Origin of the sequence: Paenibacillus sp. 276b (genome assembly GCF_900107875.1) — a bacterium.
Lineage (GTDB): Bacteria > Bacillota > Bacilli > Paenibacillales > Paenibacillaceae > Paenibacillus > Paenibacillus marchantiae.
Window position 1 is genome coordinate 331071 of sequence record NZ_FNRR01000002.1, and the last position, 15713, is coordinate 346783.

The 15713-nt window shown below is 47.8% G+C and carries 9 protein-coding genes; 6 read left to right on the forward strand and 3 right to left on the reverse strand.

Annotated elements, in window-relative coordinates; translation table 11 throughout:
- Nucleotides 1-37: 37 nt before the first annotated feature.
- Nucleotides 38-1288 carry an acyltransferase gene (locus tag BLV50_RS12295; protein WP_090807955.1) on the reverse strand — a complete coding sequence of 417 codons (1251 nt, stop codon included), beginning with the start codon at nt 1286-1288 and terminating at the stop codon, nt 38-40.
- Nucleotides 1289-1450: 162 nt separating this feature from the next.
- Nucleotides 1451-2440 (reverse strand): LCP family protein, encoded by a 990-nt coding sequence (locus BLV50_RS12300; RefSeq protein WP_064640246.1) that lies wholly within the window; start codon nt 2438-2440, stop codon nt 1451-1453.
- A gap of 184 nt (nt 2441-2624) precedes the next feature.
- Between BLV50_RS12300 and BLV50_RS12305 the strand changes: the two genes are divergently transcribed.
- The 5 genes from BLV50_RS12305 (at nt 2625) to BLV50_RS12325 (ending at nt 13016) form a co-directional block, all read left to right on the forward strand.
- Nucleotides 2625-3176 (forward strand): undecaprenyl-diphosphatase, encoded by a 552-nt coding sequence (locus BLV50_RS12305; RefSeq protein WP_063564596.1) that lies wholly within the window; start codon nt 2625-2627, stop codon nt 3174-3176.
- 200 nt (nt 3177-3376) lie between these two features.
- The gene (locus tag BLV50_RS12310) at nt 3377-5113 is read left to right on the forward strand and encodes a methyl-accepting chemotaxis protein (protein WP_256336519.1); all 1737 of its coding nucleotides are present in this window, start codon (nt 3377-3379) and stop codon (nt 5111-5113) included.
- Between the two features lie 329 nt (nt 5114-5442).
- Nucleotides 5443-8436, forward strand: a complete 2994-nt coding sequence (locus tag BLV50_RS12315; protein WP_090808778.1) for a glycoside hydrolase family 9 protein — start codon at nt 5443-5445, stop codon at nt 8434-8436.
- Nucleotides 8437-8513: 77 nt separating this feature from the next.
- Complete coding sequence (locus BLV50_RS12320) at nt 8514-11789, forward strand: glycoside hydrolase family 48 protein (protein ID WP_090807957.1); 3276 nt, start codon at nt 8514-8516, stop codon at nt 11787-11789.
- A gap of 426 nt (nt 11790-12215) precedes the next feature.
- Nucleotides 12216-13016: a C40 family peptidase gene (locus BLV50_RS12325; RefSeq protein ID WP_063564594.1), complete on the forward strand. Its 801-nt coding sequence runs from the start codon at nt 12216-12218 to the stop codon at nt 13014-13016.
- Nucleotides 13017-13104: 88 nt separating this feature from the next.
- On the opposite strand, the gene BLV50_RS12330 is transcribed toward BLV50_RS12325, so the two are convergent.
- Nucleotides 13105-14013: an ArsR/SmtB family transcription factor gene (locus BLV50_RS12330; protein ID WP_082935196.1), complete on the reverse strand. Its 909-nt coding sequence runs from the start codon at nt 14011-14013 to the stop codon at nt 13105-13107.
- Nucleotides 14014-14192: 179 nt separating this feature from the next.
- Between BLV50_RS12330 and BLV50_RS12335 the strand changes: the two genes are divergently transcribed.
- The gene (locus tag BLV50_RS12335; protein WP_090807959.1) at nt 14193-15698 is read left to right on the forward strand and encodes an arabinosylfuranosidase ArfA; all 1506 of its coding nucleotides are present in this window, start codon (nt 14193-14195) and stop codon (nt 15696-15698) included.
- Nucleotides 15699-15713 lie beyond the last annotated feature (15 nt).

The following is a 15713-nucleotide window of genomic DNA, read 5'->3' on the forward strand; positions in this document are numbered from 1 at the left end:
CCACGAAGGGAGACGCTTTTTCAATATTCAACTAGAATTAGCTGGTTTCCGGACTGCGGTTTGCGCTAGCTGACGGATTGCGCTCCGGTGAACTTGTTCTGCTCGCAGAAATAGTATCATGCAAACGGGGACTTAGGCGTTTCTTCCGTTGTAATCCTATGGTGAAGCGTGAACCAGGAAGTTGGGAAAGTCCCCAACTGATTGCAAGGGACGTTGCTACGGTAACAAGAAACGAAAGCAATGTTATCGGTAGATGCCATCCGGTTAGTGTAAGTGGCCGGGTAATATACGCAATGCAATAGATAACCAGTGCATGAACCAGATAGCCACCAAAGGAATATCGGCCAATCCACGTCAGGAGACGCTGAAATGGTGAATCTTTGCCTCGCAGCAGTACAAGGAACCCATAGAACATGAACATCTGAGCCATGATGATGATGAATGTCGTGGGCTTCAGATAGGTTGAGATATTCAGATTAACGACATCGTCTGATCCCCGCAGCACATCATATCCAAGCCAGATGTACATGCCGATAAACAGACAGACCATCCAGGGCAATACCTTTGCAGTCCAACTTCTCCAACTATCCACTGACCAGGCACAGACTGCCCCCAGCAAAAAGTAAAACCAGTACATAACCCATGAATAAGAGCGATATTGCAGCAAACCCGACCAGGGTTGGGGTAAGGAAGCTGTCCACCCGCCCATATCGTAGTAGGACCATTTCATAAGTAAAGTGTATAATGCCATCCCAATGAGAATCAGCGTGATGACGGATTGCATCGGGGTGAAGCGTGTAACTTTTTCAATACGTTTCTGAATGAACTTGGCTCCCGCAAGAAACAGGGGAAACAGAATATAGAACTGAAACACCATAATCACAAACCACAGATGATATCCCGTCTGGGGGAGGAATAGTTCACGAACAAAACTCCGGAAGTCCGGCATACCCGAAAGCCAGAACTCAGGGGTGAATATCCGGACAAACAACCAATAGATGAATGTCCATACCACAAAGGGCACATAGATATCTCCAAACCGCTTACGGATAAAACGGGGGTAATCCGGTTTGGTGTGACTATGATGATAGAACAGCATTACACCGGACAGAAAGACAAATGTCGGCGTACCGAAACGAGTCAGATGATAAATCATGGTCAGCATGATGGAATCGGGTTGTTCAATATCGGCGCGATATATATATTCCGCGATGTTATGCTGCATCACAATAGCGAGAAATGCAAGGCCGCGCAGCTGAGTCCATTCCACGATTCGCGGTTTATTCACGTGTATTCCTCCTTCGTGTAACCGGAATTCATCATTTAAGGGTACCTGTTGAACATTAAGGCTGCATTAAATGGGGAAAATAGGTACAAAAAAAGATGGCGGCAGCCATCTTTTTAATTGGAGTATCATTGCTATACCTGCCTCATTTTATTTTGATTCCATTTAGTTTAAATCTGGTACTTTTGTTGATTCATCCTCTGAGGATTTCGCATCTTCTTCAAACAAATTCTGAATGTATGCTTGAAGTTTCGGTTTATTCACACCGAGTACTTGGGCAGAACCTGCAAGTTCATTGGTTAGCAACTTGTTAGGAGGGATCTGCTGTTTATCGATTTCATTTACGTTAATATCGAATCCGAGCGAAGCCAATTTTAACATCTGTGTTGGACTGAGGTCTGTCTCGATATATGGAGCGACAGCTTCCAATATTTCAGGAATCTTGAAGAGTGACGTAGTGCTTTGCATTTTCTTAGCCAGCTCAGTCATAAAAATCCGCTGCCGCTCGGTACGCGTAAAGTCTGATGTGGCATCATGCCGGAATCGCACATATTGGAGGGCGGTCTTACCGTCCATATGCTGAAGTCCTTTTTTGAGATCAATATCGTACATATGTTTATCTGCTTTGCTGGTATAATACATGTCTTTCTCCACATCAATATCGATCCCGTCTACAGCATCAACCAGCGCCATGAATCCGATAAAATCGGTATACACGTAGTGCTGGATAGGGATGCCGAGCAAGTCACCGACCGTTTGTTTGGTTAATTCCGCTCCGCCGTAAGAGAAGGCCGCGTTGAGTCTGCTCTTTCCGTGTCCCGGAATATCAACATATGTATCACGCAGAACAGAGAAGAGATGGGCTTTCTTGGATACCGGATCAATGGAAGCGACCATGACCGAATCTGAACGGCCAGCATCATCCCCCCTGGTGTCACCTCCAAGCAGCAAAATGTTAACTCGTTCCTTCCCTTCCCATTTAGGAACAGGGGTGGTTGGAGTGTCCGTATTTTGGTTTGTGTCAGAAGTGGAAGTCTCGGAAGCGGTTGAGATGCTATTGGCAAAATGAACGATCGAGTATCCGTAATATACAATGACACCGGTTATGGCAAGTGCCAGGGTTAGGGATGTCCCCCATAACCATTTCTTAAGCATAATCTTCACCTTTCTATGAATGAACTATTATGTAACCCAAACTAGTTTAACAAAAAGTAAGAGAAATGTCCTCTTTGATTTCGAAAGTTCGGTTACTAGGCGACATATTTGACAAATAGTTAGTGTATATTTATTATGTAAAAAATAATCGTGTTTTGTGTAATGGAGGTATTAAACGACTGTTATGAATCAATCTGTATTTAATTGGATTAACCAGTTTGCAGACCGAATTCCGTTTCTGGACTGGTTTATGATTACATCAGCTGAATATGCGGTTTGGGTTATGATAGGGCTTCTTGTGATTGTGTGGTTTCTTGGCAATCCGTCGAAGCAACGAATTGTGTTTTATGCGTGTGTAGCTTCGATCGTAGCACTTGTTTTGGCAAAATGGGGAATTTCACCTGTGGTAGGTCATCCAAGGCCGTTCATGGAAGGCACGGTGCATCAACTGGTTCCTCATGTACCAGATCCATCATTTCCAAGTAAACATGCTTCCTTTGTATTCGCGCTCGCTGCAGCTTCGTTTTTTATCGGGCGTCGCTTCGGTATGTGGATGCTGTTGCTTGCTGTGCTGACAGGAGTGTCGCGTGTCTATGTAGGTGTACATTATCCTGGAGATATTCTGGGCGGATTCATTCTAGGTAGCCTGGTCAGTGTGATCTTGATCGCTACGCGTAATTATACCAAGTCGATTCCCGATTTCTTCATTAACATTCATCGGCGGATTTTCCGTTAGAAACAGTTGAATATAATAGGGATCAGAAGAGAAGTATCGGATACGAGAGCCTTAAGTTTTTGGTGAGCCAAAGACTTAAGGCTTTTTTGTGTTTATTTCGAAGTTAACTGAAATTTACAAAAATTGAATTCCGATATCTACAATTCATGACGATACGTGTCGATATACTATAAATATGTACTAGTTGAGGAGTGGGGAACATGAAAGATACGCGGGGAAACGTGAAGGGGAAATTGAGATTAACAATTCGAATGAAATTACTGACTGGATTTCTAATGGTAGTGGCTTTACTGGCTTTTGTAAGCATTTATGCGTTAACCCAAATTCATGATATGTCCAAAAAGGCCGATGAAATCGATAAGATGTGGATGCCCAGTGTGAGCCTGCTTGGTATGATGAATGGTGATATTTCGGACGTCGAGCGGCTTGCTCTTGCCGTAATTGTCGAAACAAATCCAACTGAAATCACCAAGATGAATGAAGTGTTGGAACAGCTCCAAGCCAAGATTGCGATTGAGCGCAAGGAACTGGTTTCACTCATCTCAGACAATACCGAAGCAGTGGCAATGTACAATACATTTAGCACGAACTATGAGGCGTATTTGGCGAAAATGCCGGAATTTATGAAATTGGGCATGGCTAACAATTACGAAGAAGCCAGCAGATTGCATTCAGAGGCCTATCCGTTATGGTATACAGCGAATGATACCATTGCCCAATTAATCACGATGGGGAACTCACTGTCGGATGCAGCAACGAATACATCGGTTGAGTCTGCTGAACAAGCATTTAATATTATATTGGGAGTCACTATTGTTGCTTTCCTGGTGGCCATGTTTATTGCCTTCTTCATTGCAAGCATCATCTCGCGTCCAATTCAGAAGATGAATGCAGCAGCGATGTTGATTGCAGGTGGGGATCTGACGAGTGAGAAGATCGTGCTCAAGAACAAGGATGAGCTGGGAACGCTGGCCGATTCCTTCAATGTGATGACAGGCAACCTGCGGGAGATGATTCAATCCGTGTCGATGACATCCGAACAGGTAGCCGCTTCCTCCGAAGAACTTCTCGCGAGTGCTGAGCAGAATACAAGGGCATCGGAACAGATTTCCGAAACGGTTGAGGAATTGGCCGTCGGTACATCGGATCAAGTAGATATGGTGAAACGTTCTTCGCAGGCGATGAGTGAAATGGCTCTTGGTTCGGAACAGATTGCTGAGCTTGCTCAAAGTGTATCCGTATCTGCCGTTGATGCAGCGAATCAGTCTGCCGAAGGAAATATGATTATTCAGCAGGCTGTTGAACAGATGGGATCTGTTCGCAATTCCATTGCATCACTGACAGAACTGGTTACAGGGCTGGGAGAACGTTCCGCAGAGATTGGTACCATTACCGAGGTTATTAATAATATTGCCCGTCAAACCAACCTTCTTGCATTAAATGCAGCGATTGAAGCGGCACGCGCAGGTGAGCACGGACGTGGTTTCGCAGTCGTAGCTGGAGAAGTGCGGAAGCTCGCAGAGGAATCTTCTACATCCGCACAACGGATTACGGATCTTGTCCAATTGATTCAGAAGGATACAGATCATGCCGTGCAGGCTGTGAAAGTGAACAGCAATGAAACGGAAGCCGGAATTGAGATTGTAACAGCCGCGGGACAAGCATTTGAACAAATTTCGAATGTAGTGAACAAGGTTGCTGGTGAAATCCAGGAAGTATCGGCAGGTTCCGAGGAAATGTCAGCAAGTACGAATGAAGTTGTAGGGTATGTGGATCAGATCTCTAACATTGCGGGAGAAGCAGCAGGCGGGGTACATAATGTATCTGCCGCAACCCAGCAGCAGCTGGCTTCGATGGAAGAGATTGCTTCGTCAGCAGGCTCTTTGTCCAAAATGGCTGAAGAGTTGCAGGAGCAAATCAACAAATTCAGAGTGTAAACGATCCAAAAGTAGGGTGTTCAGACTGGATAATGGCATGGTCATAGTTCAGTCTGTAACACGGCTTATCCGAGACATCTGGACTGTTTCTCATATTGCGTTCAAGCGATATGAGGGGCAGTCTTTTTTGTCATATCACTACCCAAACATGTCACAACAATGTTATTTCAGAAGTCACCAGCGCTGATATTGCAACTGGAGCAAAAGGATATAATGGTAATTAATGGTGGAAATACATGGAGTCACACCATAGAAAGGAGCGGGTCATTACATCAGTGTAATTGGAAAATTACGAGACGACTATTGCAAAAGGAGATGAATGGTTGAAGATGAAGGGAAGCTGGTGGAGACGAATCGCTATCCTCGCGTTATCGGTAGGGCTACTGGCAGGAAGTACATCCATACAGGCATGGAGTGGTAAGGCAGATGCGGCTGCCGGAAATCATAACTATGCGGAGGCATTACAAAAGGCGGTTTATTTCTATGAAACACAGCGTTCAGGGAATTTGCCCGAAGACAATCGGGTGGAATGGCGTGGTGATTCCGGATTAAATGACGGAGCGGATGTTGGGGTTGATTTGACCGGAGGGTGGTACGATGCTGGAGATCATGTGAAATTTGGTCTGCCCATGGCTTATTCGGCTACGATGTTAGCTTGGTCTGTTGTGGAATACCGCGAGGGATACGAGCAGGCAGGGCAACTGGAGGAGATTAAGGATAACTTGAGATGGGCCACAGACTATTTTGTGAAAGCGCATACGAAACCAAATGAATTATGGGGACAGGTCGGAGCGGGCAATACAGACCATGCCTGGTGGGGGCCTGCTGAAGTGATGCAGATGAACCGTCCTGCTTATAAGATCGATGCATCCTGTCCGGGAAGTGAACTTGCGGGAGAAACTGCAGCGGCACTCGCTTCTTCATCCATTGTGTTTCGGGACAGTGACCCGGCTTATGCCAACAAACTACTTCAACATGCCAAGGAACTGTACAGCTTCGCGGATACGTATCGAGGCAAATATTCGGATTGCATTACAAATGCCCAATCGTTCTACAATTCATGGACAGGTTACTATGATGAACTCGCCTGGGCTGCAACATGGTTATATATGGCGACAAATGATAGCGCTTACTTGTCCAAGGCGATTGCTACAGCGAATCTGTGGCAGGCAGATGGACAGAACGGGAACTGGGCCTATACTTGGACCCAAGGCTGGGATGACAAACACTACGGAGCCCAGATTCTGCTGGCTCGCATTACGTCGAGTCTGAACATGCCAGAAGCGACGCGGTTCATTCAATCCACAGAGCGCAATCTGGATTATTGGTCTGTAGGCACGAATGGACAAAGAATCAAGTATACACCGGGCGGGCTTGCCTGGCTTGATACATGGGGATCGCTCCGATATGCAGCAAATGCATCTTTTATTGCTTTTGTATACTCCGACTGGGTCAGTGATCCGGTGAAGAAAGCAAGATATCAGGACTTTGCCGTCTCTCAAATGAACTACATTCTGGGGGATAATCCTCGCCAGAGCAGTTATGTGGTCGGTTATGGTCAGAATCCGCCTAAGCATCCTCATCACCGGACCTCTCACAGTTCATGGACGAACAATGAAAATACACCTTCAGAGCACCGTCACACGTTGTACGGAGCGATGGTTGGTGGACCGGATGCAACGGATGCCTATACCGATTCCATTGGCGACTATGTCAGCAATGAGGTGGCAACCGATTACAATGCAGGCTTTACAGGCGCGTTAGCCAAGATGAATCTGTTATTCGGCCAGAATGATCAGCCCATCGCGAATTTTCCGGCTCCGGAAGTGAAGACAGATGAGTTCTTTGTCGAAGCTGCCGTGAAGGCATCCGGTCCCAATTACACGGAAATCAAGGCTCAACTAAATAATCGTTCCGGCTGGCCTGCGCGGATGGGGGATAAGTTATCTTTTCGCTATTTTCTGGATCTAAGTGAAGTTTACGCTGCAGGATATACCGTATCTGATGTCAAGGTTACAACCGCATACGCCGAGGGTGCTACCGTATCCCAACCGGTTGTGGTTGATGCAGCGAAACGAATCTATGCTGTTACGGCGGACTTTACTGGAACCAAGATATATCCTGGCGGGGAAGGACATTATCGCAAAGAGGTCCAGTTCCGCATTACCGGCCCGCAAGGCGCCTGGAATGCGAATAATGATCATTCATTCCAGGGCTTGGGCACAGGTAATGTGGCGAAGAGCGTATATCTCCCAGTCTACGATGCGGGAATACGGATATACGGTCAGGAACCTGGTGTTACACCGGTTGTCACTCCTGTTGCACCTTCTGGCGTGCAGGCTATATCAGGGAATGCTCAAGTCATCCTGAGCTGGGTAGCATCACCTGGGGCAGAATCGTACACCGTGAAGCGTGCCGAGGTGAATGGGGGTCCATATACTTCTGTAGCGACAGATGTACATGGATTGACATACACGAATACGGGGCTTACGAACGGAAAGACCTATTATTATGTGGTGACGGCTGTTAATTCAGCCGGAGAATCGCCCGGGTCTGCACAAGCCTCTGCCACGCCGCAAGCTGGAACATCGTTGCCTGGCGAACTGACGTTAAGCGGTACGGCTGGCAACGCCCAGTCGATTCTGACCTGGACGGCAGCAACGGGAGCAGTGACTTATAAGGTACAGCGCTCCGTTGTGGGCGGCGCATATGCCGATGTGGCAACTGGATTGGCAGTTTTGAATTACATCGATGCAACAGCGGTAAATGGAACGGCGTACAGTTATCGAATCGCCGCCGTGAATGCGAGCGGACAGACGTTGTCCAATATCGTGACGGTGACACCGAGTGCGCCTCCGGTAACGACGGGCACGCTTGAGGTGCAGTATCGTAATGGAGGGTCAGGTGCTTCCGGCAATGCGGTGACTCCGCAGTTTAATCTAAAAAACACTGGCACTCAGGCGATTGATCTGAGTACCGTGAAGCTCCGATATTATTTTACCAAGGACGGTGCAGGGGATCTGACCTTCTGGTGTGATTATGCTCAGATCGGCACGGCTAATATTGAAGGCAAATTTGTCACGCTGACTCCGACAACGGGCACAGCGGATACGTATCTGGAGATCAGCTTCAAATCCGGGACTGGCAGCCTGGCTGCTGGAGCGGAGACGGGTGTGATTCAGGGGCGCTTTTCCAAGAACAATTGGAGCAATTTCGATCAGAGCAACGACTATTCCTATGATGCAACCAAGACTGCTTTTACCGCATGGAATCAAGTAACTGGGTTTCAGGGAGGTACGAAAGTCTGGGGCATTGAGCCGTAACCTAACAGGGAGTTCAACAGCATGGGCAGACCCACGGTAATTCTAATTGAATTTCACCATTCCAGGGAGGTATATACATGTTGAAATCAGCTGCGAAAAAAAGTTTGTCTGCCATGCTAGCAGGGACCGTTATGCTGACCGGGTACACCGGTTTGTGGGCAGGCCCCCAAACGGTTTATGCCGAAGAGCAGAACATTGATGCTCAGGCGGACGGAATAAATGAAGCTCGATTTTTGCAATTGTATGATCAGCTGAAAGATCCGGCGAACGGTTATTTTTCTCCAGAGGGCATTCCCTATCATTCCATTGAAACGCTGATGAGCGAGGCACCGGATTATGGGCACATGACGACATCCGAGGCATACAGTTACTGGCTCTGGCTGGAAACGATGTATGGTCACTATACGGGAGATTGGTCCAAACTGGAAGCGGCTTGGGACAGCATGGAGAAATACATCATCCCTGTCAATGAAGGTGACGGCAAGGAAGAGCAGCCTACGATGAGTTATTACAATCCGAACAGCCCGGCCACCTATGCAGCGGAAAAACCTTTTCCGGATCAATATCCTTCTGCCATTAACGGTCAATATGCGGCCGGAAAAGACCCACTTGATGCCGAGCTGAAATCTTCCTACGGCAACAATCAGACGTACCTGATGCACTGGCTGCTGGATGTGGATAACTGGTACGGGTATGGTAACCTGCTGAATCCGAATCATACAGCGGCTTACGTGAATACATTCCAGCGTGGAGAGCAGGAGTCTGTATGGGAAGCCATTCCACACCCATCCCAGGACAATAAAACGTTTGGCAAAACGGGCGAAGGTTTCATGAGCCTGTTTACCAAGGAGACTCAGACACCGGCTGCCCAGTGGCGTTATACCAACGCAACGGATGCTGACGCACGTGCGGTGCAGGTACTGTATTGGGCGAAGGAGATGGGCTACACCAATACAACGTATCTGGACAAAGCGAAGAAGATGGGCGACTATCTGCGCTATGGGATGCACGACAAGTACTTCCAGAAGATCGGAAGTGCCAAGAACGGCACACCAACTGCCGGTACAGGCAAAGACTCTAATATGTATCTGATGGCATGGTATACCTCATGGGGCGGCGGCCTTGGCGAGGGTGGGAACTGGGCTTGGCGGATTGGAGCCAGTCATACGCACCAGGCTTACCAGAATCCGGTGGCAGCGTATGCCTTGTCTGATCCGGCAGGTGGCCTGATTCCAAAATCGACAACTGCCAAGGCAGATTGGAATGCATCGCTGAAACGCCAATTGGAGTTCTACACCTGGTTACAGTCTCACGAAGGGGCAATTGGCGGTGGAGCGACGAACAGTTTTGATGGCTCTTACAAAGCTTATCCTGCTGGAACCAGTACGTTCTATGACATGGCTTATCAGGAAGCTCCTGTATATCGGGACCCCGACTCCAACACGTGGTTTGGTTTCCAGGCTTGGTCGCTGGAGCGTGTAGCTGAGATGTATTACATTCTTGCTGAGAGCGGGGACCTCAGTTCTGAGAACTTCCAGATGGCCAAAAAAGTCATTACCAAGTGGGTCGACTGGGCCAAGGATTATGTATTCGTCGATGAGCGTCCGGTGACGGATGCACAAGGATATTATCTGAATGCGGCAGGTCAACGGATACTTGGAGGTACCAATGCACAGGTTGCTACTACACCTGCACCGGGCGAATTCTGGATTCCAGGCAGCCAGGAATGGCAGGGGCAACCGGATAAATGGAATGGGTTCAGTGCCTTTACGCAAAATCCGAATTTCCATGTGGTAACCAAAGATCCTGCTCAGGATACAGGCGTACTGGGGAGCTATATCAAAGCCCTGACGTTCTTTGCTGCGGGGACTCAAGCCGAAGGCGGCGTACTCAGTGCCAAAGGCCAGGAAGCCAAAGATATGGCCGAGAAACTATTGAATACGGCGTGGGATTACAATGATGGTGTGGGGATCGTGACTGAAGAAGTCCGTAAAGACTACTTCCGTTTCTTTGCCAAAGAGATCTATATTCCGGCAAACTGGACGGGAACCTTCGGGCAGGGGAACACGATACCGGGTACAGCCGGCGTACCTTCTGACCCGGCCAAAGGTGGTAATGGCGTATACATTGGTTACCCTGACCTGCGTCCAGCCATCAAGCAAGATCCGGCATGGGCTTATCTGGATAATCTGTACAAAACGTCTTATAATCCAACAACGAAAAAATGGGAAAATGGCGCACCAACCTTTACGTATCACCGTTTCTGGTCACAGGTGGATATGGCTACCGCGTATGGCGAATATGATCGTCTCCTTGGTAACACAGGAGGCCCAGTGGTCCGAGTGCCAGCAGCTCCGGCGGGTCTGACAGCTGCAGCAGGCAGTGAGCAGGTTGCTCTGAACTGGACCGCATCCACTGGTGCCGCTTCTTACACGGTAAAACGTGCAGAGGTGAGCGGTGGCCCGTATACTTCCGTAGCAACGGGTGTTACCGGTTCGACCTTCACAGATACAGCACTGACCAATGGAAAAACGTACTATTATGTGGTGACCGCAGTGAATACGGCGGGTGAATCTGCACCTTCTGCTCAGGCCTCTGCAACACCGCAAGCGGGAACCTCTATACCGGGAGTGTTAACCCTTACGGGAACGGCAGGCAATAATCAGGCTGTGCTGACATGGACCGCATCGACCGGAGCTGCAAGTTACAAGGTACAACGCTCGGTTGCAGGTGGAACCTACGCCGATCTGGCTACAGGTCTGACGGCGCTGACTTACACGGATGCCACGGCAGTGAACGGTACCGCATACAATTACCGAGTGGTGGCAGTAAATGCAAGCGGGCAGACCTTGTCCAACGTAGTGACGGTGACACCAACAGCGCCTCCTGTAACAACAGGTGCACTTGAAGTACAATACCGCAATGGTGGTTCAGGGACGTCAGGCAATGCGGTGACCCCGCAGTTCAATATCAAGAACACAGGCACGACAGCAGTGGATCTGAGCCAGGTGAAGGTGCGGTATTACTTTACGAAGGATAGTGCATCCGATCTGAGTTTCTGGTGTGATTACGCTCAGATTGGCAGCGCCAACGTTGAAGCTCACTTTGTGACGGTAGATCCGGCTAAAGGGACAGCGGATACGTATCTGGAGATTGGTTTTAAGTCCGGGGCAGGCAGTCTGGCTGCCGGAGCAGAGACGGGAATTATCCAGGGGCGCTTCTCGAAGAACAACTGGACGAATTTTGATCAGACCAATGACTATTCTTTTGATGCTTCCAAAACGGCCTTTAGCGCCTGGAACAAAGTGACCGCTTATATTAGCGGAGTCAACGCTTGGGGGATTGAGCCATAGTCGATTCATATTGAGACAGAGTACAGCCGGGGAGAGATCTCCGGCTTTTTGTATGATGATTTTAGGATTACAGGTACTCATAATAGGGAAATGAACCATAGTAATGTTTACCAAATATAGAATTTAAATATTAAAATATAGGTCATATGACGCATGCCCTAAGTGATGCGCGGTTTAGGTCTCTTTTCTGCGCAAAACGAAGCGTAGCAAATAGTTACAATAATTTAACCTTTGAAAAAGAAGAGATTTGCGGCAGTTTTAGCCAACTGGTGTGAGAGGTTTCCCTGATTCTTAGTGCTCAAGCCTGCCTGATCGAATACAGGACTTTGGACTGATGATCGTTATGGACAGCCCGTTTTACAATGGGGCAAGCCCGGCGAATGAGGCCAGGTTAAAATTCTGTAACATCAGGGGGAACACGACATCATGAACTGGAAAAGCAAGATCATTACTGCAAGTGTAACAGCAACGATGCTGATGGGAAGTCTGACAACAGGAGCATTAACGACACCTGCATCAGCAGCGGCAGTTGATAATTCAAAAGTTAAAGTCATCTGGGGAGTTAATTTGCGTACATCGCCATCTTCTTCCGCAAGCATTGTTCGTTTGGTGCCAAAAGGAGAGACTGTCACGGTAGTGCAAAAATCCGGATCAGGCTGGTATAAAGTTACGGACTCCGGTAACCGGACAGGATACATATCTTCTTCTTCAAAATATACACAAGCTGTGAAAGGCAACACGACAACAGGAAGTGGCAGTACTAGTGGGTCTGGTTCAGTTACAGGCAGTGCTTCGGTGGAGAAAGTGATTGCTGCCGGTATGAAATATTGGGGGACGCCTTATGAGTTTGGCGCAAGTCGTAACAGTACGGCTACGTTCGATTGTTCAAGCTTTGTCCGCCAGGCATTTATTGATGCGCTCGGAATCAAGCTTCCATCCGATTCGCGTAAACAAGGTGCTTATGTGAAAGCCAATGGTACCGTTCAGACGAATTGGAAAAATCTGAAGCGTGGTGATTTGATGTACTTTATGTCCTACAAAGGCAGCTCGGCTTCATCGTATTCTAGTGTGAACAAATCTACTGCTACGATTACCCACACGGGAATTTATCTGGGTGACGGCAAAATACTGCACACCTATTCCAACGCTGGCGGCGGTGTAACGATTAGTGATATCTCCGGAAAACATTGGGAGTACCGTTTCTTGTTTGGTGGAAGTGCACTTTAAGTTCCAGCATACTTATTAAATAATGACCATATATAGAACCTTCCATCTCTGCTCTATACGGGGGATGGAAGGTTCTTTTTGTTGTTTATTAGTCCTGGTAGTACAGACGAAACAGAATATCCTGATCGTAGTTGCCGAATCCTTGACCATACAACGTTAGCCCACCCACATGCTGCGCATCTTCCTCCACGGAGAGGCGCAATGTCCACTGATTGCGTTCCACAGGGATATCCGCAAGCGTAATTTCGGACATATGCTGTCCATCAATAAATGTGCCCTCATGGGTGATCCGCAGCACCTTGAGCATGCCGTATTGATTGACACTGTCGCTCCACCATTCCGGGGTGAACATGCCTCGTCCATTTCCGGAATCTCCAGGACTTGTCCATTCACCGAGTCGAATTCCGTTGAGCATGAAGGTAATATCCGAAGGCCAGTTTGGGTTGACCGAAGGAGCTTCTGAACCTATCTCAAGTGACAATTCAATGGCACTGATCTGTTGACCTGACAAGATATAGTTTGGAATTTTGTATTCCACGAATCCGCGTCCAAACCAGAGAATATGGGCATGCATGCGTTCGGGATCTAGAAAATAGCGTGGATCATCATACTGTCCAATGACCTGATTGGATGTAGCCAGACCACAAGTTGGATACACATCAAAATGGGTGTAATGCCCGACAGGGATTGCCACTTCATGAAGCTTGCGGATGGTGCCCGTTTCCTGTGGCATAGAGATGCCAATCCAGTCGACTGCCAGGCTGTTCATTTTGTGCGTGCCGCCATCCTTGCGAATCATTTTGGACTGAATAATGCCCACATCCTGAAGCTTGCGAACATGCATGGTTACAATTGCGCTGCTCAGGCCGAGGGATGCGGCAATGTCCTTCACGTTCATTGGGGTCTCCGCGACAAGCCTGATAATCTGCAGACGGACTTCACTCGCGAGTGCCTCGTATAGGGGCAGCCATTCTGCATCGGTATTTGCTCTAATCACATTTGTTCCTCCATTTTTGATTTATAGAATTAAGTTAAACATAAATCCAATGAAAAGAATAACATTTTGCAAAATTCAGGTTGAAATTGGTGCCATAATCGATTTTAATATAAATATGAACGTTGATCCATAGATTATCAATTAATTTTTATATTAATCTTAGGGAGCTGAACTTCACGATGGAAAAAGCAAAAATGACGGTAGACAAGGATTTCACAATTGGCGTAGTTGATAAACGTTTATACGGTTCATTTATTGAACATCTGGGACGTGCCGTATACGGTGGAATATATGAGCCGGGTCATTCTACAGCGAATGAAGCGGGATTCCGTGGAGATGTGCTCGAGATGGTTAAGGAGCTACAGGTTCCGATTGTGCGGTATCCTGGAGGGAATTTTGTATCCGGTTACAATTGGGAGGATTCGGTTGGGCCTGTGTCTGAACGCAAACGCAGACTTGAACTAGCCTGGAGAACTATCGAGACCAATGAATTCGGGTTCAACGAATTTGTGGATTGGTCCAAACAGGCGAATTCGGAAGTGATGATGGCCGTCAACTTGGGAACACGGGGTGTAGACGCAGCCCGCAACATCGTGGAGTACAGCAATCATCCTGAAGGTTCCTACTATAGTGATTTGCGTATTAAACATGGATACAAAGAGCCTCATGCCATCAAAACCTGGTGTCTTGGCAATGAAATGGACGGTCCGTGGCAGATTGGTCACAAAACAGCAGAAGAGTATGGACGGATTGCACTTGAAGCGGCAAAAGTGATGAAGTGGACAGATCCAACGATTGAGCTGGTCGCTTGCGGAAGTTCATCCCTGGGTATGCCATCCTTTCCGGAATGGGAAGCAACGGTGCTGGATCATACGTATGATCATGTTGAATATCTGTCGCTCCACCAGTATTACGGTAATGCTGAACAGGATACGCCAACATTCCTTGCGCGTTCCCTTGAGATGGATCGTTTTATTGAGACGGTAAAAGCGACCTGTGATTATATCAAAGCGAAGAAGCGCAGTAAGAAGACGATGTTCCTGTCCTTTGATGAATGGAATGTCTGGTACCACTCCAATGAAAGTGACAAGAAGCTGGACCCGTGGCAGATTGCTCCGCCACAGTTGGAGGACGTATACAACCATGAAGATGCACTGCTTGTGGGATGTATGCTGATCAGCATGCTGAAACATGCGGACCGAGTTAAAATGGCATGTCTGGCGCAGCTCGTCAACGTTATCGCTCCAATCATGACGGATAATGGTGGTGCTGCATGGAGACAGACGATCTTCTATCCGTTCATGCATGCTTCCGTGTTTGGACGTGGAACTGCACTTGTACCGTTGATCCAGTCTCCGAAGTATGACACCAAACAAATTACGGATGTTCCTTATCTGGAGGGCATTGCGGTGCATAACGAAGAGCAGGGTGAAGTGACTGTGTTCGCCGTGAACCGTCATCTGGAAGAATCACTGCCGCTTGAAGTGGATCTGCGCAGCTTTGGGAAGTGCCGCTTGATTGAGCATATTGTGCTGGAAAGTGATGATCTAAAAGCAGCCAATACCGCAGCACAGCCGAATCGCGTTGCTCCGCATAATCGTGGTGATGCAGAAGTGTCAGATACACTGATCACGGCAAGCCTGGCCAAAGCATCGTGGAATGTAATCCGATTGAAAGTTCAATAATAGGTGAAATGAGAC